Annotated in this window: 24 protein-coding genes; 5 read left to right on the top strand and 19 right to left on the bottom strand. The window is 69.2% G+C overall.

Going from position 1 to position 25,841, the window contains the following annotated elements; translation table 11 throughout:
* Positions 1-75: 75 nt before the first annotated feature.
* The gene (locus tag BLR41_RS16265) at positions 76-585 is read right to left on the bottom strand and encodes a PH domain-containing protein (RefSeq protein WP_092629464.1); all 510 of its coding nucleotides are present in this window, start codon (positions 583-585) and stop codon (positions 76-78) included.
* Positions 586-869: 284 nt separating this feature from the next.
* On the bottom strand, positions 870-1,703 hold the full coding sequence (locus BLR41_RS16260; RefSeq protein ID WP_092629462.1) for a biotin--[acetyl-CoA-carboxylase] ligase: 834 nt from the start codon (positions 1,701-1,703) through the stop codon (positions 870-872).
* A gap of 241 nt (positions 1,704-1,944) precedes the next feature.
* On the opposite strand from BLR41_RS16260, the gene BLR41_RS16255 reads away from it, so the two are divergent.
* Positions 1,945-3,582 carry an acyl-CoA carboxylase subunit beta gene (locus BLR41_RS16255; protein ID WP_092629461.1) on the top strand — a complete coding sequence of 546 codons (1,638 nt, stop codon included), beginning with the start codon at positions 1,945-1,947 and terminating at the stop codon, positions 3,580-3,582.
* A gap of 115 nt (positions 3,583-3,697) precedes the next feature.
* Positions 3,698-3,985: an acyl-CoA carboxylase epsilon subunit gene (locus tag BLR41_RS16250; protein WP_245694326.1), complete on the top strand. Its 288-nt coding sequence runs from the start codon at positions 3,698-3,700 to the stop codon at positions 3,983-3,985.
* A 397-nt stretch (positions 3,986-4,382) separates the two neighbouring features.
* Here the strand turns inward: BLR41_RS16250 and BLR41_RS16245 are convergent, their stop codons facing one another.
* From BLR41_RS16245 to BLR41_RS16230, 4 genes are all read right to left on the bottom strand, one after another.
* Positions 4,383-4,685, bottom strand: coding sequence for a hypothetical protein (locus BLR41_RS16245; protein WP_245694325.1), 303 nt, complete (start codon positions 4,683-4,685; stop codon positions 4,383-4,385).
* Between the two features lie 95 nt (positions 4,686-4,780).
* On the bottom strand, positions 4,781-5,575 hold the full coding sequence (locus BLR41_RS16240; protein ID WP_218120182.1) for a putative protein N(5)-glutamine methyltransferase: 795 nt from the start codon (positions 5,573-5,575) through the stop codon (positions 4,781-4,783).
* 146 nt (positions 5,576-5,721) lie between these two features.
* Positions 5,722-7,230: a glycerol kinase GlpK gene (glpK, locus tag BLR41_RS16235; protein WP_092629458.1), complete on the bottom strand. Its 1,509-nt coding sequence runs from the start codon at positions 7,228-7,230 to the stop codon at positions 5,722-5,724.
* Between the two features lie 238 nt (positions 7,231-7,468).
* The gene (locus BLR41_RS16230; protein WP_092629457.1) at positions 7,469-8,212 is read right to left on the bottom strand and encodes an MIP/aquaporin family protein; all 744 of its coding nucleotides are present in this window, start codon (positions 8,210-8,212) and stop codon (positions 7,469-7,471) included.
* 346 nt (positions 8,213-8,558) lie between these two features.
* Here BLR41_RS16230 and BLR41_RS16225 point away from each other — a divergent pair, with 346 nt between their 5' ends.
* A complete protein-coding gene (locus tag BLR41_RS16225; RefSeq protein WP_092629455.1) occupies positions 8,559-9,353 on the top strand; it encodes a DeoR/GlpR family DNA-binding transcription regulator in 795 nt (264 codons plus the stop codon).
* A 149-nt stretch (positions 9,354-9,502) separates the two neighbouring features.
* Positions 9,503-11,245, top strand: a complete 1,743-nt coding sequence (gene glpD / locus BLR41_RS16220) for a glycerol-3-phosphate dehydrogenase (RefSeq protein WP_092629454.1) — start codon at positions 9,503-9,505, stop codon at positions 11,243-11,245.
* Positions 11,246-11,480: 235 nt separating this feature from the next.
* Here glpD and BLR41_RS16215 read toward each other — a convergent pair whose 3' ends face one another.
* The 9 genes from BLR41_RS16215 to BLR41_RS16180 all read right to left on the bottom strand — a co-directional run bounded on the left by BLR41_RS16215 (position 11,481) and on the right by BLR41_RS16180 (position 19,843).
* Positions 11,481-12,248: an ESX secretion-associated protein EspG gene (locus tag BLR41_RS16215; protein ID WP_245694324.1), complete on the bottom strand. Its 768-nt coding sequence runs from the start codon at positions 12,246-12,248 to the stop codon at positions 11,481-11,483.
* A gap of 44 nt (positions 12,249-12,292) precedes the next feature.
* Positions 12,293-13,204, bottom strand: a complete 912-nt coding sequence (locus tag BLR41_RS16210) for a PPE domain-containing protein (RefSeq protein ID WP_092629451.1) — start codon at positions 13,202-13,204, stop codon at positions 12,293-12,295.
* Between the two features lie 28 nt (positions 13,205-13,232).
* On the bottom strand, positions 13,233-13,613 hold the full coding sequence (locus BLR41_RS16205; RefSeq protein WP_218120181.1) for a PE domain-containing protein: 381 nt from the start codon (positions 13,611-13,613) through the stop codon (positions 13,233-13,235).
* A 245-nt stretch (positions 13,614-13,858) separates the two neighbouring features.
* Positions 13,859-14,488 (bottom strand): DUF3558 domain-containing protein, encoded by a 630-nt coding sequence (locus BLR41_RS16200; RefSeq protein WP_092629637.1) that lies wholly within the window; start codon positions 14,486-14,488, stop codon positions 13,859-13,861.
* Between the two features lie 139 nt (positions 14,489-14,627).
* Positions 14,628-15,023 (bottom strand): DUF1707 SHOCT-like domain-containing protein, encoded by a 396-nt coding sequence (locus BLR41_RS16195; RefSeq protein ID WP_092629450.1) that lies wholly within the window; start codon positions 15,021-15,023, stop codon positions 14,628-14,630.
* Positions 15,024-15,259: 236 nt separating this feature from the next.
* The gene (locus BLR41_RS16190) at positions 15,260-17,047 is read right to left on the bottom strand and encodes an acetyl/propionyl/methylcrotonyl-CoA carboxylase subunit alpha (protein ID WP_092629448.1); all 1,788 of its coding nucleotides are present in this window, start codon (positions 17,045-17,047) and stop codon (positions 15,260-15,262) included.
* Between the two features lie 418 nt (positions 17,048-17,465).
* Positions 17,466-18,857, bottom strand: a complete 1,392-nt coding sequence (locus BLR41_RS16185) for a dicarboxylate/amino acid:cation symporter (protein ID WP_092629447.1) — start codon at positions 18,855-18,857, stop codon at positions 17,466-17,468.
* Between the two features lie 156 nt (positions 18,858-19,013).
* Positions 19,014-19,109 (bottom strand): putative leader peptide, encoded by a 96-nt coding sequence (locus tag BLR41_RS24020; RefSeq protein WP_425426929.1) that lies wholly within the window; start codon positions 19,107-19,109, stop codon positions 19,014-19,016.
* 65 nt (positions 19,110-19,174) lie between these two features.
* Positions 19,175-19,843: a Maf family protein gene (locus BLR41_RS16180; protein WP_092629445.1), complete on the bottom strand. Its 669-nt coding sequence runs from the start codon at positions 19,841-19,843 to the stop codon at positions 19,175-19,177.
* Between the two features lie 161 nt (positions 19,844-20,004).
* Between BLR41_RS16180 and BLR41_RS16175 the strand changes: the two genes are divergently transcribed.
* Complete coding sequence (locus BLR41_RS16175; RefSeq protein WP_092629444.1) at positions 20,005-21,309, top strand: aminodeoxychorismate synthase component I; 1,305 nt, start codon at positions 20,005-20,007, stop codon at positions 21,307-21,309.
* A 19-nt stretch (positions 21,310-21,328) separates the two neighbouring features.
* On the opposite strand, the gene BLR41_RS16170 is transcribed toward BLR41_RS16175, so the two are convergent.
* The 4 genes from BLR41_RS16170 to BLR41_RS16155 form a co-directional block, all read right to left on the bottom strand.
* Positions 21,329-22,216, bottom strand: a complete 888-nt coding sequence (locus BLR41_RS16170) for an MIP/aquaporin family protein (protein ID WP_092629442.1) — start codon at positions 22,214-22,216, stop codon at positions 21,329-21,331.
* A gap of 193 nt (positions 22,217-22,409) precedes the next feature.
* Positions 22,410-23,297, bottom strand: coding sequence for a neutral zinc metallopeptidase (locus BLR41_RS16165; protein ID WP_245694323.1), 888 nt, complete (start codon positions 23,295-23,297; stop codon positions 22,410-22,412).
* A gap of 282 nt (positions 23,298-23,579) precedes the next feature.
* On the bottom strand, positions 23,580-23,987 hold the full coding sequence (locus tag BLR41_RS16160; protein ID WP_092629631.1) for a thiol-disulfide oxidoreductase DCC family protein: 408 nt from the start codon (positions 23,985-23,987) through the stop codon (positions 23,580-23,582).
* 320 nt (positions 23,988-24,307) lie between these two features.
* Entirely contained in the window at positions 24,308-25,711 is a 1,404-nt protein-coding gene (locus BLR41_RS16155) for an NAD(P)H-quinone dehydrogenase (protein ID WP_092629441.1), read from the bottom strand.
* Positions 25,712-25,841 lie beyond the last annotated feature (130 nt).

Here is a 25,841-nt window from a genome sequence, read left to right as displayed (position 1 = left end):
TGTAGGACGCTACTCGTTACGGAGCATCGGCGGGAGAGCCCCGGAATCATCCCCTCCACCGAGGAGAACGATCCGTCAACGATCGTCCGGGTACTGCTCGTGGGGCTCGCCCTCGACAGCGCCGTACAACAGCGACTGCACCCGGTTCACCTCCGGGATGTCGTCGAACTCCAGAGGTTCGTCCGAGGCGGACTCAACTATCAGCGTTCCGCTGCCGAGCATCCGGTCCAGCAGCCCCCGACGGGACCGGACGCTGTTGATCCGCCCGAGCGGGATGTGCACCCCGGAACGAGTGAAGACTCCCTCGCGGATCATCAGCCGGTGGTTGGTGACCACGAAGTGGGTGGTGCGCCAGCGCAGCAGCGGAGTCAGCACCAGCCAGAGCAGCAGCACGACCCCCACGATCCCGCCCACGGCGAGCAACGGGATGCGCCAGGCGAGCGACTCGGTGAACAGCACGAGCACGCCGAAGCCGACCAGGACCACCAGCAACGCGAATACCGGCCCCACCAGCAGTTTCCAGTGGGGATGCCGGTGCACCAGCACCTGCTCGCCCTCACCGAGCTGATCATCGGGATATGCCACCTGTAGTCCCCCTTCGGATCAGCGGCGAGCCACGCTCACCGTACCGGAACCTCGACCGGTTCCCGCGCCTGTCCGGAAGCTCCCGAGCACGCCCCGCGAAGCGCGCATGGACCGGTTCGGGGCGGGATCGTGCCACGTCGGAGCACACCGACGGCCCGGCCACCTGAGCAGCCGTACCGGCCGCCCAGCATCGATGCCGCAACACCGATGCCTCGATACCGGGGTCGCAACACCGTGGTCACAGCAGAGGGATCACAGCAGCGGGATCGCAACTCCGAGGTCTCTCAACGCTGCGCCGGACGCAGGTGCACCACGTCCCCCGCGGAGACCGGCGTGCGCGTCCCGTCGCGGTCGCGGACCACGAGCCTGCCCTGGGTGTCCACGTCGCGGGCCTCACCTTCGAGTATCCGGCCACCACCGAGTTCGACACGCACCCAGCGGCCGATCGTGCCGCACAGCGGCCGATAGCGTTCCAGCACACCCCCGTCCAGGACCTCCTCGGACACGGTGTCGCGCCAGCGCAGCTCGATACCGGACAACCGCTCCAGCAGACCGGCCAGCAGCTCGGTGCGGTCGACCTTGCCCCCTTCGGCGGCGATGGAGGTGGCGGGCAGCCCACCCGCGCTCTCGGGCAGGCTCGCCGCGTCGTGGTGCACGTTGACACCGATGCCCAGCACCACCGCCATACCGTCCAAAGTGCTCACCGCCTCGGCCAGAATGCCCGCCGCCTTGCGGTCGCCCCCCAGGAGCAGGTCGTTGGGCCACTTCAACTCGGCGGCCAGCCCGGTTTCCTCCCGCACCGTCTCGGCCAGCGCGGTGCCAGCCAACAGCGGGATCCAGGACAGCGCGGTACGCGCCGCCACCACGGGACGCAGCAGCACGCTCACGTGCAGCCCGTAGTAGCGCGGTGAGACCCACGAGCGGCGCATCCTTCCCCTGCCCGCCTGCTGTTCCTCCGCGACGAGCACGGTGCGGTCGGTAGAACCGGCGTTGGCCGCGGCGACCAGATCGGTGTTGGTCGAACCGGTCACGGTCACCACGTCGAGTGCCCGGTACGGGCCGTCGTCGAGCAGACGAGCACGCAGCACGTCGGCATCCAGCGGGGACGGGGTGGTCATGTGCCCAGGTTATGCCGAAGGCGGCCCGAGTGGTGAGCGGTCACCCGCTGTGGGCGACGCACGGCGCGACATCACCGGGTCGCGCCACGGGCCGCCACGGCCCGGTGAGCCGCCCCGAACGCCACGGCACATCCGTCACTCCCGGAAGGAGCAGCAGCGCGCCCCCACCCACCGGAAAGGTGATACTCGTCACCCGAGACCTCTTCGTGGTGGCCGAGTTCGGCTGGCTAGGCTGCCGGGCATGAGCAGTGCGACCGAACCGATTGGTGAGCCGTCTGTCGGTGAACCGGACATTCACACCACGGCCGGGAAGTTGGCCGATCTGTATCGGCGCAATTACGAGGCGGTACACGCCGGTTCCGAACGTGCGGTGGAGAAACAGCACGCCAAGGGCAAGTACACCGCCCGCGAGCGGATCGACATGCTGCTGGACGAGGGCTCGTTCATCGAGTTGGACGAGCACGCCCGCCACCGCTCCACGAACTTCGGGATGGAGCAGTCCCGGCCGTACGGCGACGGTGTGGTGACCGGTTACGGCACAGTGGACGGTCGGCAGGTGTGCGTGTTCTCGCAGGACTTCACCGTCTTCGGTGGTTCGCTGGGCGAGGTGTTCGGCGAGAAGATCGTCAAGGTGATGGACCTGGCGCTCAAGACCGGCTGCCCGTTGATCGGGATCAACGACTCCGGTGGGGCCCGCATCCAGGAAGGCGTGGCCGCGCTGGGGCTCTACGCCGAGATCTTCAAACGCAACACCCACGCCTCCGGGGTGATCCCGCAGATCTCGCTGATCATGGGGCCGTGCGCGGGCGGTGCGGTGTACTCACCCGCGATCACCGACTTCACGGTGATGGTCGACCAGACCTCGCACATGTTCATCACCGGCCCCGACGTGATCAAGACCGTCACCGGTGAGGACGTGACCTTCGAGGAGCTCGGCGGGGCGTACTCGCACAACTCGAAGTCGGGCAACGCGCACTACATGGCCTCCGACGAGGACGACGCGATCGCCTACGTGCAGGAACTGTTGTCCTACATGCCCTCGAACAACCTGGCCGAGCCGCCGGTGTCGGACGCGCCCGCCGAGAGCGGGACGGTCGCCGACAACCTCACCGAGTCCGACCGGGAACTGGACACGCTGGTGCCGGACTCGCCGAACCAGCCCTACGACATCCACGAAGCGATCACGCGGGTGCTCGACGACGGCGACTTCTGCGAGGTCTCCGCGCTGTTCGCACCCAACATCGTGGTCGGTTACGGCCGCATCGAGGGCCACAGCGTCGGAGTGGTCGCCAACCAGCCCACCCAGATGGCGGGGACACTGGACATCGAGGCCAGCGAGAAGGCCGCGCGGTTCGTCCGCACCTGCGACTCGTTCAACATTCCGGTGGTCACCTTCGTGGACGTGCCCGGTTTCCTTCCCGGCACGGACCAGGAGTGGAACGGCATCATCAGGCGCGGCGCGAAACTGCTCTACGCCTATGCCGAGGCCACCGTCCCGCTGGCCACCGTCATCACCCGCAAGGCCTACGGCGGTGCCTACGACGTGATGGGGTCCAAGCACCTGGGCGCCGACATCAACCTGGCCTGGCCCACCGCGGAGATCGCGGTGATGGGCGCGCAGGGCGCGACCAACATCCTCTACCGCAGGCAGCTCTCGGAGGCCGCCGAGCGTGGCGACGACGTCGAGACGGTGCGTGCGCAGCTGCAGCAGGAGTACGAGGACACCCTGTGCAACCCGTACGAGGCGGCCGAGCGCGGTTACGTGGACTCGGTGATCCCGCCCTCCCACACCCGGGGCCACCTGGCGCGGTCGCTGCGGATGCTGCGGAACAAGAAGGACTCGCTGCCCGCGAAGAAACACGGCAACATCCCGCTGTGAGCGCGGGACCGGTCGTGGTGCTCGCGGCGCTCGTGCCGCGAGCACTGTCCACCGCGTGCCGGGCGTCGTTATGCTGGCCTCTCCGGCACGCAGACCCGCCGATGGAAGGTGCACCTTGAGCGACGAGCCCGTTGCCGAGTCCGGTGAGTCACCCGCTTCCGAGACGGGTGGTGCCCAGCAACCCGTGCTGCGGGTGGAGCGGGGCAGGCCCGACGACGTGGAGGTGGCCGCGTTGACCGCGGCGCTGGCCGGGATCGCGGCGGCGAGCTCCGGCGGTGGGACCGAACGGCCCGAACGCATGTCGATGTGGGGCGACCCGGGCTCTGCGCTGCGCTACCCCGGTGGCAGGCGGCCGATGCGGCCCGGCCCGAACGCCTGGCGCGCCTCCGCCCTGCCGATGTGAGTCCGTCCGTTCGACGTCGATCTCTCGCGAAATCGCCGGGCCGGTGCGGCTGCGCGGCCCCCGGGATGGCGTCGATTTCTCGCGAAATTTCCGGAACGGCGAGGCAGCACGGCTCCGGTTTCCCTCGATTTCTCGCGAAATCGCGGGGCCGCTCGTCGGTACGGGGCAGTGCGACTGAGCAGCGCATGGAGTCACGGAGCCGAACCCCAACCACTCACGCAGGGTGCCCCCGACCACCCTCGCAGTCGGCACCGCCGCGGGTTCTCCCGTGCGGCTCTCGCGAGGACGCCGGAGACGTTGTGTAGGTCGCTACCCGATGTCGCCGGATCCGCAGCGAGAGCCGTGCGCGAGGTTCCGCCACGAAACCACCCACGAGAAACGACCCGACGACCTCTCACTAAACCGGAGGGCGGAGGCCGGGTGTATGTCCGTCTCCCTGGCATTGGGGGCAGGTCCGCCACTCCCCCAGTGTCATCCCGGCGTGGGTCTCCTCGGTGGCCCGGATCATGTAGAGGCGGGGTTCGCTGACCTTCTGGAATCCGCCGCAGTTCGGGCACACCGTGTTCGGTCCGTGCTTGAAGTTCGGTGAGTACTGCTCGTTCATGTCCCGCGCCTCTCGTTCGTGCGCCGCTTCGCTGGGATAAACGGCCGGAGCGGTCGCCGGGGCGGCCGAATCGGCTCGCTTCCCCAATGCTGCCATCCGCGCGACTCCGGAACGCCGTAGCCGGGACTCGCCCGTGCGGGACTCAGCGGCGCCACCCTCGATTTCCCGCGAAATCGCCGGGCCAACCGGGGTCAGGACTCGGGTGCGGTCGCCACGACGACGGTGGCATCGGTCTCCTCGCAGCGGACCACCCGGACATCCAGTCCGTGCTCGACGCAGCCGGCTGCCGAGCGTTCGGCCTGCCGCCCGCTGGTCTCCAGCAGCAGCCGCCCGCCCGGCGCCAACCACTTCGGAGCTTCGGCGGCGATCGCGCGATGCACGTCGAGCCCGTCCGCCCCGCCGTCCAGCGCCACCGCGGGCTCGTGCTCGCGTGCCTCCGGTGGCATCGAGGCGATCTCGTCGGTGGGCACGTAGGGCGCGTTGGCCAGCAGCAGCTCGACCCGACCGCGCAGTTCCCCGGGCAGCGGCTCGTAGAGATCTCCCTGGTGAACCGTGCCGCCGAGCTCCGCGAGGTTGCGGCGCGCGCAGCGCACGCAGTTGGGGTCGATGTCGCAGGCGTGCGGTTCGATCCCTTCGACAGCGCGGGCCACGGTCGCGACGAGCGCAGCGGAACCGCAGCACAACTCGACCACCACGGCGCCGGGACGCGCCAGCGAGATCGCCTGCTCGGCCAGGAACTCACTGCGCCGTCGGGGGACGAACACGCCGGGTTCCACCACGAACCGGGTGCCGCGGAACTCCGCCCAGCCGAGCACGACCTCCAGCGGCAACCCCGCCACCCTGCGCCGGGTCATATCGGTCAGCTCCGCACGCGTCCCGGCGGCCAGGAGCAGCAGTTCGGCCTCGTCCTCGGCGAACACGCAGCCCGCCGCGCGCAGTTCGGTACTGATGTCGGTCAACAGTCGGGACTCGCCCTCGACGCTCACGAGTCGGATACGTTACCCATCGTCCCGCCCCGGGTCGGAAACCAGCCCGTCCGGCGACGGTCCCGCATCACTGCGGACCTCCCCGCCGGGCCGCCTCCGGTGGGCGCCGAGACGGCCCGACGAGAACGATCACTTCCGCCGGGAAATCAATCCTCGACCCAGCCGAAGGTCTTGGTCACGGCCTTCTGCCACTCGGCGTACTGCTGCTCCCGGACCTGCTTGGACATCTTCGGGTCCCACTCCTTGTCCTTGGCCCAGTTCGCTCGGATGTCCTTCTCACCGGACCAGAATCCGACGGCCAGCCCGGCGGCGTAGGCCGCACCGAGCGCGGTGGTCTCGTTGACCTTCGGACGGATGACGGGCACGTCGAGGATGTCGGCCTGGAACTGCATCAGCAGTTCGTTGTTGACCATTCCGCCGTCGACCTTGAGCGCCTTGAGCTCCACACCCGAGTCCGCGTTCATCGCCTCGGCGACCTCACGGGTCTGGAAGGCGGTGGCCTCGAGCACCGCGCGTGCGAGGTGGCCGCGGTTGACGAACCTGGTCAGCCCGGCGATCACGCCACGAGCGTCCGAGCGCCAGTGCGGCGCGAACAGCCCGGAGAAGGCGGGCACGAAGTAGGCGCCGCCGTTGTCCTCCACCGAGGCCGCGACCTGTTCGATCTCGGGAGCGCTGCCGATCATGCCGAGGTTGTCGCGCATCCACTGCACCAGCGAACCGGTTACGGCGATCGAGCCTTCCAGGCAGTAGACCGTGGGCTGGTCGTCGATCTTGTAGCCGACGGTGGTGACAAGCCCGTTCTCGCTGAGCACGGGCTCGGTGCCGGTGTTGAGCAGCAGGAAGTTACCGGTGCCGTAGGTGTTCTTGGCCTCGCCGGGGGTCAGGCACGCCTGTCCGAACGTCGCCGCCTGCTGGTCACCGAGGATTCCCGCGATCGGCAGCCCGCCGAGTACGCCCCGCTCGCGGAAGTGGCCGTAGATCTCGGAGGAGGAACGGATCTCCGGAAGCATGGACATGGGGACGCCGAACTCCGCGCAGATGTCGGGGTCCCAGCTCAGCGTACGCAGGTCCATCAGCATGGTGCGGGAGGCGTTGGTGGGGTCGGTGATGTGCAGGCCGCCCTCGGTGCCTCCGGTGGAGTTCCACAGCACCCAGGTGTCCATGGTGCCGAACATCAGTTCACCGCGTTCGGCGCGTTCCCGCGCCCCGTCCACGTTGTCCAGGATCCAGCGGATCTTGGGGCCCGCGAAGTAGGTGGCCAGCGGCAGACCGGTCCGGGACTGGTACCTGTTCTGGCCGCCCTCGCCCCGTGCCAGTTCGTTGACGATGGCGTCGGTACGGGTGTCCTGCCAGACGATGGCGTTGTAGACGGGTTCACCGGTGTGGCGGTCCCAGACCACGGTGGTCTCGCGCTGGTTGGTGATGCCGACGGCGGCTATCTCGGACAGCACCAGGTCGGCCTTGGCCAGCGCACCGGCACACACCTGTCGCGTGTTGGTCCAGACTTCCATCGGGTCGTGCTCGACCCAACCCGCCCTGGGCAGGATCTGCTGGTGTTCCACCTGGTCTACGGAGACCACCTGGCCGGCATGGTCGAAGACGATGCATCGGGTCGAGGTCGTCCCCTGGTCGATGGCTGCGATGTAGGAGGCCATGTCGCTACCTTCCGATCGACGCGTGTGGTTGGTGATGTGAGGGTGTCGGCTTCGAGAATGCCCGTTCTGGCAGCGATGGGCAGGGCTCGGTCGGGGCGCGAACAGCGTTCGGGCCGACTGTCGGACGGCGGACCGCACCCGGCCACTCGGGAATCGGCCGGTCAGGGGTCCGGTCAGCGCTCGGCCGGGCAGGCCCCAAGTGAGCCACTCAGGGCCCGCTCAGCCGCCCAGGACCCGGTCATCCTGTGGGCATGGCCAGGGCGAGGGCTCCCGCCGCGGAACCGCCGATGATCGGCCCGAGGATCGGCACCCAGGAGTAGGCCCAGTCCGCGCCGCCCTTGCCCTTGATCGGCAGCAGGGCGTAGGCGATGCGGGGACCGAGGTCGCGGGCGGGGTTGATGGCGTATCCGGTGGGCCCGCCGAGCGAACTGCCGATGCCGATGACGATGAAGGCCACGGCCGCGTAGCCGAGCGCGGCGTTGCCGAACTCCGGAATACCGTCGGGTCCCGAGCTGGCACCGGGGCTGAGCAGGATCCAGAACACCAGCACGAAGGTGCCGATGATCTCGGTGACCAGGTTCCAGGGCGCGTTGCGCACCGTGGGGCCGGTCGCGAAGATGCCCAGGGTGTTGGCCGGGTCGTCGTGGCTGTCGAACTGCAGCTTGTAGGCGGCCCAGCAGACCGCGGCACCCAGCGCGCCGCCGACGAGCTGTGCGGACAGGTAAACCGGCACCAGCGACCAGTCGAGTTGCCCGTTGACCGCCAGCCCGAAGGTCACGGCCGGGTTGATGTGCGCCCCGGCGGGGGCCGCGATGCTCGCACCGGCGAAGACGGCGAAGCCCCAACCGAAGTTGACCAGCAGCCATCCGCCGCTGTTGCCCAGGGTGTCGCGCAACGTCACGTTCGCGACCACACCGCAGCCGAGCAGGGTCAGCGTCGCCGTGCCCAGCAGTTCGAAGAGGAAGATCGCGCCCGCGCTCATCTCGCGCCTCCCAGCGGCACATCGATCGGACCGGGCAGTGCGCTACTCGTCGGGGCGCTACTCGGTCCCGACCGAGGCGAACGTTCGTGTGTCGTGTACCACCGCATATCGGTTACCACCTCCGGCTGAAACCCGGGTTTCTCGGTATGGAAGATTGGGTCACACTAGACCTGTGAAAAGAAACATTGCAATAACCTCACCTTGATGTTTTTATCGGTTCAGATGGTTTACTTGTGACGTCCGGGAGCACTTCCCGATCACGCGAACCCCGTCCGGATGACGGACAGGGGTTCCGGCGGCGGTGGAGGATGGCACCTGTCCGTGAAACAGGAGTGGTGCGAGAGGAATGACGATGGCCACGCAGGGCAGGCGACCTTCCGGACGGCAACAGGACCGCAGGCGCAAGATCACCGAGCTGGTCATGGCCGAGGGAACCCTGCGCATCGACGACCTGATCGCGACAGTGGAAGCCAGCGCGATGACCGTCTACCGGGATCTGGCCGAGCTGGAGTCCCAGGGGCTGGTGCACCGCAACCGGGGATACGTCTCCGCCGCCTCCTCACTGCTGTACGAGGCCGCGTCCGAGTACCGGATGCAGCAGAACGAGGCGGAGAAGACCGAACTCGCCAAGGCGGCCGTCGAGCTGGTCGAGCCCGGCCAGGCGCTGGTGCTCGACGATTCGACGACCGGGGTCTACCTGGCACGGCTGCTGCCGGAACGAGCTCCGCTGACCGTGGTGACCAACCACCGGGGAGTGTTCGACGAACTCGCCGGGCAACAGGGAATCCATCTGATCTGCGTCGGAGGCGACTTTCTGCCCTGGGCGGACGCCTTCGTAGGGGGCATGGCGCTGGACGCGCTCCGCGGTATGCGAGTGGATCTCGCGATCATGTCCGTCTCAGCAGTCACCGACGGTGTCTGTTTTTATCCGCAACAGGAAATGGTGCAGCTCAAAAAGGCCATGCTCGCCTCGGCGAGTCGCCGCGTGCTCTACGTCGACCACACCAAGTTCAACAGGCGCGCACTGCACGCGGTAACACCCGCCGAACACTTCGACACCGTGATCGTGGATTCGAGAACCCCGGAAGCCGAGGTCGAAGTGCTGCGAGAGCGGGGAGCGACGGTACAGCGAGCCGGATAACCCCGGCCCGACCTCGCGAACCCGCCACTGTCGGTCACGCACCACGCGCGGGGCGTGTCGATCCGGCATGATGAGCGCTGTCGGACGTACTGGCGATGAGGCGTTCCGCCCAGGGGCGGTGGGCTGCGAAACGAGCGAGGAGGACGCTGGTGGCCAGCGACAAACCGGAAGGCACCGGGCAGCCACAGGGCAAGCTCGGCCCCGAGGAGCACGAGGAGAACTGGCGGCGCCTCGGCAGCGAGGAGTTCGACGTCGTCGTCATCGGTGGCGGTATCACCGGAGCCGGGGTCGCGCTCGACGCGGCCACCCGGGGACTGCGGGTGGCGCTGGTGGAGGCCCGCGACCTGGCGGCTGGCACCTCCAGCCGCTCCAGCAAGCTGTTCCACGGTGGGCTGCGGTACCTGGAGCAGCTCGAGTTCTCCCTGGTGCGGGAGGCGCTGCACGAGCGGGAGATGATGCTCAACCGGCTCGCCCCGCACCTGGTGAAACCCGTCAGCTTCCTCTACCCGCTGACCCACCGGGTGTGGGAACGCCCCTACACGGCCGCCGGGCTGCTGCTCTACGACCGCATGGGCGGCGCACGGTCGGTCCCGGGACAGAAGCATCTGACGCGCGCCGGGGCGCGGCGGATGGTGCCCGCCCTCAAGCAGGACGCGATGGTCGGCGGTATCCGCTACTACGACGCGCAGGTCGATGACGCCAGGCACACCATGACCGTGGCGCGCACCGCGGCCCGCTACGGCGCGGTGGTGCGCACCTCCACCCAGGTGGTGGAGTTCCTGCACGAGGCGGACCGGATCGCGGGCGCGCGACTGCGCGACGTCGAGGACGGCAGGGAGACCGAGGTCCGTGCCCAGGCGTTCATCAACGCGACGGGTGTGTGGACCGACGAGCTGCAGCGCCTGTCCGGGGGGCGTGGGCACTTCCGGGTGCGCGCGAGCAAGGGCGTGCACGTGGTGGTCCCGCGCGAGAAGATCGTCTCGGACAGCGGGTTGATCCTGCGGACCGAGAAGTCAGTGCTGTTCGTGATCCCGTGGGGCAACCACTGGATCATCGGCACCACGGACACGGACTGGAACCTGGACCTGGCGCACCCCGCCGCCACCAAGCGCGACATCGACTACGTCCTGGAGCACGTCAACAGCGTGCTCGCCACCCCGCTGACGCACGCGGACATCGAGGGTGTCTACGCCGGGCTGCGTCCGCTGCTGGCAGGCGAGAACGACGACACCTCGAAGCTCTCCCGGGAACACGAGGTCTCCCGGGTCGCCCCGGGGCTGGTGGCGATCGCGGGCGGCAAGTACACCACCTACCGGGTGATGGCCAAGGACGCGGTGGACGCGATCGGCAACGACGTGTCCGGCCGCATGGCCTCCTCGATCACCGACAAGGTCCCGCTGCTGGGAGCCGACGGCTACCACGCGCTGGTGAACCAGGCCGACCAGCTCGCGGCGGCCCACGGGCTGCACCCCTACCGCGTGCGGCACCTGCTGGACCGCTACGGTTCGATGATCCACGAGGTGCTCGCGCTCGGCGACAGCGACCCCGAGCTGCTGAAGCCGATCGACGAGGCCCCCAACTACCTGCGGGCCGAGGTCGTCTGCGCGGTGCGCTACGAGGGGGCGCTGCACCTGGAGGACGTACTGACCAGGCGCACCCGCATCTCCTTCGAGTACCCGCACCGCGGTGTTGACTGCGCCGAGCAGGTGGCCGGGCTGATCGGCGCCGAGCTCGGCTGGGACGAACAGCGGCGCAGCAGTGAGGTCGAACGTTACTCGGCGCGGGTGGCCGCCGAACGCGAGTCGCAGAGCCAGCCGGACGACCAGGCCGCCGACGCCACTCGGGTGGCGGCTCCGGAGGCACGGGAAGGCATCGTGGAACCGGTGAGTTGAAGCACCGGACCGGCAGGCGGTTGCCCGGTGGTTCGTGCGTCTGAGCGGTTCGTGCGCCTGAACCGTTCCGACGCCCGAACTTTCGGGCCACCGCCGCCGGGGCGGGTGCCCTCCGGCCGCTTCCCGTCCGGTGGGTACACGCGAGCGCGGCGCGGGCAGCACCGCTCGGGTAGGCAGCACAGCTCGGGCGGCAGGACAGCTCTGCCGAGTGGACCGGTCAGCGGGACGGTGCCGATCAGCGGGGCAGCGGTTCCGCCGCGAGCTCCGCGACCCGATTCACCAGCCCACGCCGGTCCACGGGCGCGACGGTGCTCCACGGCTCGCCGGACGAGGTGTCACGCCGCAACTGGAGATAACGGCCCGCGCGGGAGTCGAAGAAACCGACCACGTGCTCGACGCGGTACCGCCCCGCGGGCTTCCGCCGGACCGCGGCGCCGAACTGGCCGCTGGCTTGCACTCCGTCCAGCATGCCCACCAGCATCTCGGCCTCGTCGGCCCGCACCCCGCGTGCGCACAGCGCGGCGCGCAGTGCCGGGAGATCATCACCCGCTTCGGAAGCCGCCGCTTCCAAAGCCGCGCTCGGCAGGCTGACCGAACGTCCACTTCCCGCGGCGACCTCGGGCAGCACGGACAGCGCCTCACGGGCGAGTCCGGTTGGGGCGGCCGGACGCAGCCACAGCCGCTGTTCCTCCTTGACCGCCAGCACCGCTTCGGAGGCGTCGCCCTCCCCACTCGCGGCGGCCAGCATCCGGACACTGCGGCCCGCCCAACAGCGGCCGTCCACCTCGCGGGTGGGTGCTTCGAGCACCGACATCATCCGCCGCAGCGAATCGATCGGGGTGTTCCCGTGGCACAGCCCGCGTTCGGTCATCGAACGCCAGGCCACTTCACACAGCTCGCGGCGCCGCTGGTGGGTTCTGCCCGGGGAGGGAACCCTGAGCACCAGCGGCGGATCTGCGATGCCCAGGTGTTCCAGCAGCACGTCGAATTCCAGGTCCGACAACGATACCGGCTCGTCGGGATCACTCGCGCCGAGAACTCCGGTCACTAGGGTTCACCGCCGATGACCGGACGAGCGGAGACCCGGTGTTCGTCGAACGGTCCGGTTCCCCCCTCGGACTCGGTGGCCTCGACCGAGAGGTCGCGTTCCTCCTCCCAGCCGGCGCGGGAGGTTCGCGGTGCGGCCACGCCGTGGGTGCCCGAGGCGGAGCCGTTGCGCGAACCGGAGCGGAGCGAACCACCTCTGGTGCTGCCCTCCGCGGGACGAGCGGAGCTCGGAGTGGCATTACCACCGCCCGCACCGCTCCTGCCCGGACCAGCACCGCTCCCGCCGGTGCCGGCGCCCTCCGGGTACGACCTGGTCCAGGAGATCGTGATGTCGCCACGGCCGGCCCCGCCGCCGCCCGGAGAGCTCCCGGAGGGAGCGTCGACCACCACCTGTGGCGGTGTCTCGAACGAGGCCAGCGAGGTGGTGTTGGCCTCGGAAGCCGCCTGGTAGCGGCGCATGACGTCGAACGCGCGCTGCTCGGCTGCGTGCTGCTGCTGCTCGCGCAGCTCGTAGTCGGTCTGCCCGCCGAACAGGTGAACCAGGGTCGAGGTGAAGGCGTTCGGTTCCTCGGCCGTCACCCGGACCGGAGGCGGCATCTCGGCCCGCGCCCTGGCGACGAGCTCGGCCTGGTGCTCGGAGCACTGCCGCATCCGTGTCGCGGCCAGCGTGACCTCGTCGGCCCACTCCCGCAGCGGGAGCAGTCCACGCCGGACACTGTCGGAGGCCTCGCCCTCCCAGTCCGCGGCCACTGCCTTCAGCGTGGCGGCCATGCCGTCGTCGATCTCCCGGAAGGCGGTCTCCAGCTCACGCCACCGATGCGCGGAAGCCCCCGAAGCCGAGGGACCGGGGCCCTGGTGCAGCAGCTCGAAGAGCTCGGCATGGGTGTAGCCCTGCCAACGGTGGTCACTCATCGACGGCCTCCCACGGGAACTCGAGCGGTCAGCAGCCCGTCCGCATCCGGGACGTGTTGGCGTCCTCGGTCTCCGAGTAGCGGCGTTCCACGGCGCGCAAGGCGTCGGAGGCGGACTGCAACCGATCGCGGTACCCGTACAACGCGGTCAACGCGGCCCGATCACCGCCGACCGAGTGCTCGTTGAACTTCGCGGCTGCCCCGGTGCTGACCGGATCCCCGGCCCAGGGGTAAATCCGGAGTTCCGTGATGGCGTGCTCGATCTGCACACCCACGGCGTCCAGCGAGGACTGCAACGAGCTGATCAGGTTCGGGATGGCTGACGGCTCGACACGCACCGATCCGGCCCCCACCGCCTCGGTGGCGGAGGGCGAATCGCTCACACCGTCCAGTTCGGAACCATTCGGCACGATCGCCTCCACTCTCGGAAATCCGCCAGCCCACTCTAGTGGCTCGGGCGGGAGATAGGCAGTAGTCCGATAGCGGATTACTCCAGACACGAACCGTGTCCGGAGTAGTGCTCACTCGGTTCGCGAGGCGGTGCGGGTGGCGGTGCGGGTGGCGGTGCGGGTGGCGGAACCTCTCGCACGGCTACTCGTCGGCGCTGCCGGACCGGCGATTTCGCGAGAAGTCGCCGCGCCGGACGGTGACGCGGTCAGTCGTCGGCGCCGGGGGAGTCGGTGCCGACCGGCCCCCGCAGCGTTCGCACCGCGGCCGTGGCCACCCGACGCGCGCCCGCGCACAGCTGATCCAAAGTGGCCGGACGATCGGCACCGTCGTCGCGGTACAGCACGTCCAGATGCTGTCCCTCCGCCACGTCCACGGCCACGTTGCAGGCCAGTCGCAGCCCGGGGGTACGAATCACCAGGGCCGGAAAATCGTCGAGCACCACCGGGGTGGCCCTGACCTGTGCGGTGTCGCTGGTCCAGACATTCATGTCCTCACCGGTGACCAGCGCGAACCGGGCCCCCACCTTGGCCCGGCTGTTCCGGTAGCTGCAGGTGGAAGCGTTGTCGAACCCCTCCTCGACCCCCGGCAACGGGTCGCGGTCGAAGCCGAGCGCGGCACGCTGCCGCGCTGTCAGCAGCCCGCAGGGGTTCAGCCCCCGCAGCGAGAGTTCAGTGGGGCGCGGCGGCAGCGAACCGCTCTCGCGCTCGGGTAACGGGATCGGCTCGGGCGGAATCGGCGCGTTGTCGGCGGCCTCACGAGTGGGCAACACCGCACATCCACCGAGCAGGAACAGCACACCGCCCAATCCGGCGAGCAAACACCGTGCAGCGGTCATCCGGCTGCGCATGTCGCCAGCGTAACCCACCGGACACCGCCGGTGTACGCCACGCACTCCACCCGGAACTCCGGTCCGGGCTACGGGCCGTCCTCGCGGCGAATCCGGTCGCGGGCACCACCCCGGCAGAGCTGCCAGGTCACCTACGCGTGCCGAACCAGACGAAAACGAAACCGACCATCGGCAGCAGCGCCCAGAACTGTCTGGTGACCACCAGCAGGCCGAGCAGTGCTACCGCGACGGAGATCCCGAGCAACGCGCCACGCCGAGCACGCGGCACGCGCGACGCGCCTTCCCGCTCCGGTTCGGCCGCCGGACCGGTGTCGCGGGGCACCAGCAACTCCGGATGGGGATCGGGCAGATCGGCGAACAGCACCGCCACGTCGGCACGGAACCGCGCCCGGGCCGCCCGCTTACACCGCTCGTCGAACTCGTCGATCTCCAGCCTTCCGGCTGAAAAGTGCTCGCCGAGCAGGGCGATCACCCGGTCGCGGTCCTGATCACCGATACGAACCCCATCGCCCCGCTCGGCCAACGGTGCTCACCCAGCTTTTCCGCTCGTGTTGTCGCCCGGAGGTAGTGGTGTTCCCGGCACGGCAGTGCCGACCGACCGCCCGCGCGATCGGCGATGCGGCGGATTCTCCCACGCGGTGCTCTCGCGAGGAAGGACCGACGTGGCACGGTTCCCGTGCGATGTCGGCCCTCCTCGACCGAGGAGGGGCGGGACGGCCCACGGGCCGAGCCCCCGACCGCCCCGCTCGGAGAACATGCTCAGTCCTTGATCTCGCAGAGCGTCGTCTCCTGGCTGATGGAGTCACCGGGCTGCGCCTTGAGGCCGGTGACCGTTCCGCTCTTGTGCGCGGTGACCGGATTCTCCATCTTCATCGCCTCCAGCACCACCAGCTTATCGCCCACTTCGACGTGCTGGCCGTCCTCGACGGCGACGGTGACCACCGTGCCCTGCATGGGGGCGGTCACGGCGTCACCCGAAGGGGCGGCTCCCGAAGCGGCGGAACGCCGTTTACGGGGCTTGGCGGCCGGTGCGGGGTCGGCACCCCCCACGCTCGCCCCCAGACCGGCGGGCAGGGAGACCTCCAGTCGCCTGCCACCGACCTCGACGGTGATGCGCTGGCGCTGCTCGCTCTCACCCGTGTCGGTGCCGCCCGTGTGGGGTTCGATGGTGTTGTCGAACTCCGTCTCGATCCAGCGGGTGTGCACGGTGAAACCGTCGACGCCGGTGAAGGAGGGATCGCGCAGCACCACCCGGTGGAACGGCAGTACCGTGGCGATACCTTCCACGACCATCTCGTCCAACGCGCGGCGGGAACGCTGCAACGCCTCGGCGCGGTCGGCGCCGGTGACGATCACCTTGGCCAGCAGCGAGTCGAACTGGCCGCCGATGACGCTGTCGGTCTCCACACCCGCGTCCACCCTCACCCCCGGGCCCGCCGGCGGCACGAACCGGGTGACCGTACCCGGGGTGGGCAGGAAGTTCCTGCCCGCGTCCTCACCGTTGATGCGGAACTCGATGGAGTGCCCCCGCGCCGGTGGGTCCGCGGTGAACTCCAGCGGCTCGCCCTCGGCGATCAGGAACTGCTGCCGCACCAGGTCGATGCCGGTGGTCTCCTCGGAGACGGGGTGCTCGACCTGCAGCCTGGTGTTGACCTCCAGGAACGAGATCGTGCCGTCCTCGCCGACCAGGAACTCCACGGTTCCCGCACCGTGGTACCCCGCCTCGGAGCAGATCGCCTTGGCGGCGGCGTGGATGCGTTCCCGCTGGTCGTCGGTCAGGAACGGGGCGGGAGCCTCCTCCACCAGCTTCTGGTGCCTGCGCTGCAACGAGCAGTCCCTGGTGCCCACCACGATCACGTTGCCGTGCTGGTCGGCCACCACCTGCGCCTCCACGTGGCGCGGCCGATCGAGGTAGCGTTCCACGAAGCACTCGCCACGGCCGAAGGCCCCCTCGGCCTCCCGAACCGCCGAGTCGTACAGCTCGGGAATCTCCTCGATGGTGCGGGCCACCTTGAGGCCACGACCACCACCGCCGAACGCGGCCTTGACCGCCACCGGCAGACCGTGCTCCTCGGCGAACTCGACGACCTCGTCGGAACCGGAGACCGGGTCCTGTGTCCCCGGCACCAGCGGTGCGCCCGCCTTGGTGGCGATGTGCCGAGCCGTGACCTTGTCCCCCAGATCCCGGATCGCGCGCGGCGACGGGCCGATCCAGGTCAGCCCCGCGTCCAGCACCGCCTGCGCGAAATCGGCGTTCTCCGAAAGGAAACCGTAGCCGGGATGCACCGCGTCGGCGCCGCTGCGCCGGGCGGCTTCGACGACCTTGGCGATGTCGAGGTAGCTCTCGGCCGCCGTGGTTCCCCCGAGCGCGAACGCCTCGTCCGCGAGCCGGACGAACGGCGCCTCCGAGTCGGGCTCCGCGTAGACCGCCACGCTACCGATGCCCGCATCCGCACACGCCCGCACCACGCGGACCGCGATCTCACCCCGATTCGCGACCAGCACCTTGCGTATCCGATTACGCGTGGTCGAGTCCTGCTCGGGCACCTCGTACCTCCTGTCACGACAGCGTGGACCGCTCAAGAGTCTAAGAGCTCGACACCTCACCCGGGTAGGTGCCCGTCGCAACCACGCACGGATCATCACCGCGGGCGAGCGGGGCCGGACGTTCCGCCGCCGGCCCCGCCCGGCATGCCGGGACCGACTGACCTCGGAAACCGTTCCGCTCCGAGCACCACACCCTTCGGGGTGAGGTTCCCGGTCAAGCGTGCTCTCGGAGAGTTACGCTACACAATCGGCCGGGAAGCGGGAACACGACGGACCATCACCGGTGCGTTCCGGCCGTGTTGTCGAGTGGCCTAGGTCTTTTTCGGTTCCGAAACGTCGAAAGCCACGTCACCAACTCGACCACCAGCGGGAGGTTCCCCCGGGCGAGTAGCTCCCTCACCCGACCGGAAAACTTCGATCAGGATCGGGCCGGAACGGGCTCACCCGTGCCGGAGCCCCGCGCGTCGGCGGGCTCCGACTCCTCCGGGCCGTTGAACAGCGGCGGCGCGCTGGGTGCGCGCAGTACCTCGTCGTCCAGGAGCCCCTCGGTACGCGCGACCACCGTGGGTACGGTGATCTGACCGGCCACATTGGTCATCGTGCGCATCATGTCCATGATCGGGTCCACCGCGTAGGCGATGGCTATTCCGGTTGCGATCATGGCGGGTGGGAAGTCCAGCGCCCCCACGGTCAGCGTCAGCATGGTGAACCAGCCGGTCACCCCGGCGGTCGCGATCGCGCCGAACACGGCGACGGCCACGATGGTCAGGTACTGCACCGGCCCCATCTGGAAGCCGAACAGGTTGGCGATGAAGATGGATCCCACCGCCGGGTAGACGGCGGCGCAGCCGTCCATCTTCGTGGTGGTCGCCAGCGGCACCGCGAAACTCGCGTAGGAGCGTTCCACCCCGAGGTTGATCGCGGTCTGGCGGCTCAGCGGCAGGCTCGCGCCGGAGGAGCGGGAGACGAAGGCGAACTGGAGCACCGTCCACGCCTTGCCGAAGAACTTCGCGGGGCTGACCCTGGCCACGAACCAAAGCAACAGCGGGTAGACGGCGAACAGCACCAACGCGCAACCCAGGTAGGTGGCGCCCGTCAGCTTGAGCAGCGGAACGAAGAACTCGTTGCCGTAGCTGGCCACCGCGTTGCCGATCAGCCCGAGGGTTCCGAGCGGAGCGAGCCGGATGATCCATCCCAGCACACGCTGGATGATCTCGAACACGGCCCGGTTGAACTCCACGAAGGGACCGGCCTTGTCCCCCAGGCTGTAGGCCGCCGCTCCCACGAGCAGGGAGACGAACACGACCTGCAGCGTCTCCCCGTTCGCGAAAGCACCGACCAGGTGCTCGGGCACGAGCCCCGTGACGAGATCCAGCCACGAGCCGCCGCTCATGTCGTTGACCTCTTCGACGCGCTGCCGGTCCGGCGAGATGTCGAGTCCCTGTCCGGGGCGCAGCAGGTTGGCCACCCCGATGCCGATCAGTACCGCGATCAACGAGGTGGCGGCGAACCACACGGCCGTCTTGCCGCCGAGGCGGGCAGCGGTCCGGCCGCCGCCCACGGAGCGAAGACTGGTGATGCCGAGCACGATCGCGGTGAAGATCAGCGGCAGCACCGTGAAGGTCAGCAGCTTGGTGAAAGTGGACCCGATGGTGTCCAGCGTGGTGACGAGCCACTCCGCTCCGGTCGAGTCTGCCACCCAACCGAGCAGGGCTCCGAGCACCAGCGAGGCGAGCACCGCCAGCGCGAACAGCTTGGGATTGAAACGTAACCGGAAACGAGCGGGGCGCGGGGATTCGACATCGGACACGGTTGTCTCCCGGAGACTCACGGATTCGACCGCCGTGAACGGGGCGGCCGTGGAACGGGCACGAGAACGGAATCGGCGCGGGAGGAGTCGAACGGGATCGCGCGTTCGGGGGCAACGATCACCGCAGTCGGCGGGAAAGGACTCCGCCCGGAGGAATCACGGGCGACAAACACAACTGGCCTGCCGTCGCAGATCGACGTGCAGGCGTTTGGTGAGGTACCGCGCGGCGCGGCGGAGTCGTTGCGGTGTCATGCCGGTAGGGGTGAACGGTCCGGCGATCGTGATTTGTTCCGCGAACGCGCCGGATGTAGCCGCGGTCACTCCGAAACGGCAACACCGTTACGCTCGGCGCTCGGTTCGTTCCACAGTGAAACCACGCTGACGCCGACCTCGGCCAGCAACGACCTGGTCAGCGAGAGACTGATGCCGAGCACGCTGGCGGGGTCGCCGTCCACTCCGGTGATGAACCAGCCGCCGAATCCGTCCAGGGTGAACCCGCCCGCCACCTTCATGGGCTCACCGGTGGCGATGTAGCTGTCCAGTTCGGCCCGGGACGGCTGACCGAACCGGACGGTCGTGGCGAGGTGATCGCTGTGTTCGGCCACCGTCGTGCCGTTCCGCAACCGCAGCAGCGCGTGGCCGGTCAGTAGACTGCCGGTGCCCCCGGCCATCCGCTCCCACCGCTCGGCGGCCAACTCCGGGGTCTCGGGTTTGCCCACGAGTTCGGCCGCGTGCTCGCCGGGGGTCCACAACATCGAGTCGCAGCCCACGATCACGGCGTCCGGGAACTCGGCTGCCACCTGATCCACCACGGCCGAAGCCTTCGCGTGAGCGAGGGCGGTGACGACCTCGGCGGGCGAGGGATCGGGCAGCGAGGCTGTCACCGCGTGCTCGTCGACCCCGGAGACCCGCACCACCGGCTCCACCCCCGCGGCGCGGAGCACGGACAGGCGGGCGGGCGAAGCGGAAGCCAGTACCAAGCGCACACCGAGGACTGTAGTCGCAAACCGCCGGCCGGTTCGTCGCGGTGGGCCTGTCGAACCGGTGACCTGCGAACGAGGAGCTCGACTCGCCGACAGCGGTGACCGAAATTACCCGATTCGGGTGAGGCCGGGACGGCTGCTCGGCACGGTTGCATACTGGCGGTGTGCGATTAGTCGTCCGGTCCCTCGAGGGTGATGCCGCAGCCACCGAGGTGCTGCGTGCCCTCGAGCAGCGTGCCAGCGATCGTGGGCTGCCACCCCCAGCGGCGCTGACGGGCAACTGGTTCGGCGGGAGCACCGTCCTGGTTCCCTCGGTCCGGGTGCGTCCGGTCGAGTCGGCCACCGCGTTCGACGTACTCGATCGGCAGCCGGCGGTTACCCGCGAACCCGGGGTTCCGGAGGACGCCGTCGGCGGAGGCTGGATCGGCTATCTGGGCTATGAGCTGACCGATTCGGCCGCAGCCCGCTCCGGGAGGCGACGCTTACCGGTGGCGGCGTGGGGCTGGACGGATGACGTGTTGCGGCGCGACCGGTGGGGGCAGTGGTGGTTCGAGACGCTCACCGAGCGGGAGTCGCACGCGCGGGCAGTGGAACTCGCTGGGATCGTCGCGGAAGCGGCGGGCCGGGAGGCCGGGAACACCGCGGGAGCGGGAACGGTCGTGGTGCCCGACGCCGATCGGCACCGCAAGTCGGTGCGACGCTGCGTGGAGGAGATCGCGGACGGCGAGATCTTCCAGGCCAATATCTGCAGCCGGTTCGCGGTCCCGTTCACCGGCAGCCCGCTGGAGCTGTTCGCCACCGGCAGCGCACGGTTCGGTCCGGCCAGAGCCGCCTACGTGGCCGGGGAATGGGGCGCGGTGGCCTCCCTCTCGCCGGAGCTGTTCCTGGCGCGCCACGGCAGGGTGGTGCGGAGCAGCCCGATCAAGGGGACCACGCCGCGCCGGGGTCCCGAGGACGACCACAATGCGGATGTGCTGCGCGAGTCACGCAAGGACATCGCCGAGAACGTGATGATCGTGGACATGTCCCGCAACGATCTGGGGCGGGTCGCCCGCACCGGCACCGTGACCACGCCGAAACTGCTGCGCGTCGAGGCACATCCCGGAGTGTGGCACCTGGTTTCCGAGGTGCGGGCGGAGTTGCCCCCGGATACCGGCGACGCCGAGCTGCTGCGGGCCACCTTCCCGCCCGCCTCGGTCACCGGCGCTCCGAAGGTGCGTGCGCTCGAGATCATCTCCGAGCTGGAGTCCGATCCCCGGGAGGTCTACTGCGGTGCGGTGGGAATGGCCTCGCCCGTGGGCGGCACCGAGCTCAACGTGGCCATCCGGACGCTGGAGTGCTCGGCCGGTGAGGTGGCCTTCGGGGTGGGCGGCGGGATCACCGCCGACTCGGACGCGAGCGCGGAGTGGCGGGAGTGCCTGACCAAGGCGGCACCGCTGCTCTCGCTGCTGGAACGCTCGGACGAGTAGGTCTCCCGGCCGGCGGTGATCACTCGGGGACGCGTCCCACCTCGGGCTTCGCCCGCTCGGCCAGCACGTGGCCGACGAACAGGTCGTAGACGACCGCGCCGATCACGCCGCCGATGAGCGGCCCCACTATGGGGATCCAGAAGTACCACGAGAACCACTCGTAGCTGCCGGGGAAGGCTATTTCGTCCCAGCCCGCCACGAAGGTCCACAACCGCGGACCGAAGTCGCGTGCCGGGTTGATGGCGTAGCCCGCGCCCGGCCCGAAGGTCAGCCCGATCACGGTGACGACCATCCCGATCAGGAACGGCCCCATGTTGGCGGAGGGGGCCATGTTGCGCGTGTCGATCAGCGCGCAGATCAGGCACACCAGAATCCCCGTACCGACCACTTGGTCCAGCAATGGCCCCCACCAGCTGCCACCGAAGTACTCGGCGGGGAAGGTGGCGAAGATGGAGAAGGTGTTCAGCGACTCGGAGCGGGCCAGTCCCTCGGATGCGTTGAGGGAGTCGATGGCCGGCGCGTAGACCGCGTAGACCAGCGCCGCCGCCAGAAACGCCCCCACGACCTGAGCGAACCAGTAGGGCACCACCTTGTACCAGGGGAAGGCCCGCCGTACGGCGAACGCGAGGGTCACAGCGGGGTTGATGTGCGCCCCGCTGACGCCACCCGCGGCGTAGACGCCGAAGACCACCCCGAATCCCCAGCCCCAGATGATGATCAGCCAGTTGGCCGGGCCGAAGTCGGTCACCTGTCGGCCCGATTCGGGCAGCGCGGCCACGGCCACCGCGACGGCGCCGCAGCCGAGCAACAACAGGATGAAGGTCCCCAGCACCTCGGCGAGCATCTCGCCCCCGAGCCCCCGGCGGTAACGCCAGTGTGTTCGTGTGCGCGCAGCGTTCTCGGCCATCGATCCTCCTCGCCCGGAGGGCCGTGTGGTGTCTGCCCGGAATCCCCCTGCCCGGAATCCCCCCATCCGGGATCCCAGCTCCGTTCCTACCGGAGCGGTAATCACACGCTCCGTGCGAACGGACGGACAAAGCGTAACCGAACTCCGGGGCGAACGCCGGACAGCCGAGACCGGCCGGAACGCGGGGACGGCGTCAGCGCACCCGCTCGGCGGGGACGTTCCACGTGTCGCAGGCCGCGGTGGTGCGTTCCCGGAACCCGGTCAGCTTCCAGTCCCGCTGATTCTCCGGTGAACCGTGGGTGTCGCCGAGCTCGGCGCTTCCCGTCGCCGAGACGAACCGCTCCGCGACGCGATCACGCAGCGTGCCGCCCTCGGCGGCGGCCGCCATGAACATCCCCGAATAGCAGTCGGCCTGCAGTTCGAGACGGCGCGAGATCCGGAGCCACTCCGGACTCCGCACCTCGGATTCCTGCTGGCGAACGGTGGAAGCGCGCAGCATCCCGGCACGCTGCTGCACGTGGTGGCCGTACTCGTGCGCCAGCAGTATCAGGTGGGCGGGTTCCCTGGCGCCGATGTCGGAGAGCACCCACTGGCGGGGCATGTGGATGGTGCCGTCGCAGTAGAAGGCGGTGGGGCGGCTGCTGCCCTCGGTCTCGCTGCAGTCGCTCGTGCGAGACCGCAGGCTCACCTCGGGGGGTGCCCAGCTCAGGTCCGCCCCGACGACGACGGGACGCCAGAGAGTGTTCAGGCAGCGCACGGCGGCCTCGTAGTAGGACCGCATCCCGGCCTCGGACTCGGCGAGTTCCGGCAGGCGACAGTCGGCGGGCTCCAGCGAGGCGTTTTTAGAGTTGAGCGGGTTGCGCTCCAACAGGGCTACCGGGTCGAATCCGGGCTGCGGAACGCCGTCACGCATCTCGGGGACCGCGGTGGTCTCCGAGTCGGCACCACCACCCGCCAACAGCTTTCCCGGCTCGGCCACCACGGCCACCAGCACGATCAGGAACACCACACCGAGCACGCCGAAGATCGCCAACGGCGAGTTGCCCGGCTGCCGGTCGTCCTGCTCCGGGTCGGGGACCACGCCGCCACGTCTTCTCCGAAACACCTTCACTCTCTCCTACCCGCCTGCCCGCGGGACACTCGGCAGCGACAGTCCCGAATGATTATCCACGAAAGGGTGACAGCGGACTCGGGGTTTTCGGCGCCCGCGAACGGGGACTCTCGATACCGAAACCGGTAACGACCAGGCACGAAACCATTCGGAACGCCGCGGCGAGATCCGGGATGGATGTCGAACCGTTACGCGAAGAAAATCCGCAATCGACCGGTTTGGGCGAGCGACGGACTCCGGAGAGCGGCGGGTTCAGCGGCCGGAACCTCGGTCCGGCTTGCCGGGACGGCTCTCGGGCGGCAGCTGACAGGCAGGAGTCTCACCCGGCATCCGGTGCCGGTTGTTCGCCACGAGGCGGTAAACCACATCCGCCACCGAGCGGATCACCGGCGCGGCGAGCACGGAGCCGACCAGCCGCCACGGCCCCCGGCAGTGCCGCAGCAGAGCCGCCACCGCGGCGGCCCCGCCGTGGAGTCGGTGGTACTCGTCGACGAACACGACCTCCTGCCGCGCCCGCTGTTCGGGCACCCCCAGCCACTCCAGGTTCGCCTCCTGCCAGGGCACGGAATCGACCCGAACCGGAAGCCGGTCGGCCAGGCGCACGCTGCGGGTGCAGAACCCGCAGTCACCGTCGTAGATCAGCGCGGGAAGCTCAGTCACGACACCAATGTCCCGCAAGCCGCCCCGGCCCCGCACACCGACGACCGGAAACCTCGATGACCGGAAACCTCGATGACCGGAAACCAACACCGGCGCACCAGCACCGAACCACCACCCCGGCAACCGGCACCGCCCCCACGCAGCGCGCCCCCTCACGAACCCCGCACGCACCTCGCACCGCCGCGGGTTCTCTCGTGGTGCTCTCGCGAGGAAGGCCCGACGTGGCGTAGTACCTACTCGATGTCGGGCCTCCCCGGAGCGAGAGCCCGCGAGAGGTTCCGCCACGCAACCAGCTACGCAGAACGTGGCACCGACTCTCACTAATCCAGATCGTCGTGGCGCATGAGCTGCCTCCCCGCCTCGGTCAACGACCCGGAAAGCGCCGGGTACACCGAGAAGGTGTTGGCCAGGTCCTCCACGGTGATCTGGTTCTGCACCGACAGCGCCAACGGCAGGATCAGCTCACTGGCGTTGGGGGCCACGACCACACCACCGACGACCACACCCGTCGCCGGACGACAGAAGACCTTGAGGAAGCCGCGCCGGACCCCCTCCATCTTGGCGCGGGGATTACCGGAAAGCGGCAGCACCACGCTCCGGGCGGGAACCTCGCCGGACTCGATCGCCTGCTGGCTGATCCCGACGGTGGCGATCTCGGGGTGGGTGAAGACGTTGGCGGCCACCGTCTTGAGCTTGATCGGGGTGACCCCCTCGCCCAGTGCGTGCCACATCGCGATTCGCCCCTGCATAGCGGCCACCGAGGCCAACAGCAGCACGCCGGTGCAGTCCCCGGCCGCGTAGACGCCGGTCGCACTGGTTCGGGACACGCGATCCACCGGGATGTAGCCCGCACGGTCCGGTTCGATACCGATGCGGTCCAGCCCGATGTCGGCGGTGTTGGGCACCGATCCCACGGTCATCAACGCGTGGCTGGCCTCGATCCGACGCCCGTCATTGAGGTGGATCAGCACCCCGGAGTCGGTGCGGTCGATGCGATCGGCCCGGGCGTGCTTGACCACGCTGGCTCCCCGCTCGGAGAACACCTCCTCCAGCACGGCGGCGGCATCGGCGTCCTCGTGCGGCAGCACCCGGTCGCGGCTGGAGACCAGCGTCACCTTCACACCCATCTCGGCGTAGGCGGATGCGAACTCGACACCGGTGACGCCGGAACCGACCACAGCGAGGTGTTCGGGAAGTTCGGGCAGGTCGTAGAGCTGTCGCCAGGTCAGGATGCGTTCGCCGTCGGGCTGCGCTCCCGGCAGCACGCGCGGTGTCGCGCCCGTGGAGATCAGTACGGAGTCGGCGACGAGCTCCTCCTGTCCGCCGTCGCTGAGGTCGACCCGAATACGGTGCTGCGCCAGCCCCGGTGTCTCGTCGACGAACCGCGCGCGGCCCCCCAGGATCCGAACCCCTTCCCGGTGGACCCGGGAACGGATGTCGGCAGACTGGGCCAGCGCGAGCCCCTTGACCCTGCCGTGCACCACGGCCGTGTCCACGTCCGCGGCACCCTCCTTGACCCTGATGCCGAGTTCCTGCACATCACGGATGGAAGAGCGAGCGCCCCCGGAGGCTATGAAGGTCTTCGACGGCACGCAGTCGTAGAGCACACAGGCGCCGCCCAGTCCCTCGGCTTCGACCAGCGTGACGTCAGCCCCGTTCTGGGCGGCCACGAGGGCGGCCTCGTAGCCCGCGGGCCCGCCTCCCATGATTACGATGCGGGACACTTCGCTCTACCTCCTCGTAGGACTTTGTCACCCCGGGTTGGCCGGGGTACTTGCTCGGCGGAACCTCCCACCGGTTCTCGTTCCGGGAGGATCGACATCGAGTAGGCACGTTCAGAGCACCGCGTTGCCG

It is taken from the genome of Actinopolyspora mzabensis, from assembly GCF_900101095.1.
GTDB classification, from domain to species: domain Bacteria; phylum Actinomycetota; class Actinomycetes; order Mycobacteriales; family Pseudonocardiaceae; genus Actinopolyspora; species Actinopolyspora mzabensis.
Note: the sequence above shows the minus strand (reverse complement) of the source record. Positions and strands in the feature narration are given on the sequence as shown.

Excerpts from the sequence above, each read along its gene's own strand:
- BLR41_RS16260 (WP_092629462.1), bottom strand. The coding sequence starts at position 1,703 with ATGACCACCCCGTCCCCGCTGGATGCCGACGTGCTGCGTGCTCGTCTG.
- BLR41_RS16210 (WP_092629451.1), bottom strand. The coding sequence starts at position 13,204 with ATGAGTGACCACCGTTGGCAGGGCTACACCCATGCCGAGCTCTTCGAG.
- BLR41_RS24020 (WP_425426929.1), bottom strand. The coding sequence starts at position 19,109 with ATGACACCGCAACGACTCCGCCGCGCCGCGCGGTACCTCACCAAACGC.
- glpK (WP_092629458.1), bottom strand. The coding sequence starts at position 7,230 with ATGGCCTCCTACATCGCAGCCATCGACCAGGGGACGACCTCGACCCGA.
- BLR41_RS16225 (WP_092629455.1), top strand. The coding sequence starts at position 8,559 with ATGACGATGGCCACGCAGGGCAGGCGACCTTCCGGACGGCAACAGGAC.
- BLR41_RS16230 (WP_092629457.1), bottom strand. The coding sequence starts at position 8,212 with ATGAGCGCGGGCGCGATCTTCCTCTTCGAACTGCTGGGCACGGCGACG.
- BLR41_RS16255 (WP_092629461.1), top strand. The coding sequence starts at position 1,945 with ATGAGCAGTGCGACCGAACCGATTGGTGAGCCGTCTGTCGGTGAACCG.
- BLR41_RS16245 (WP_245694325.1), bottom strand. The coding sequence starts at position 4,685 with ATGGCAGCATTGGGGAAGCGAGCCGATTCGGCCGCCCCGGCGACCGCT.
- BLR41_RS16170 (WP_092629442.1), bottom strand. The coding sequence starts at position 22,216 with ATGGCCGAGAACGCTGCGCGCACACGAACACACTGGCGTTACCGCCGG.
- BLR41_RS16200 (WP_092629637.1), bottom strand. The coding sequence starts at position 14,488 with ATGACCGCTGCACGGTGTTTGCTCGCCGGATTGGGCGGTGTGCTGTTC.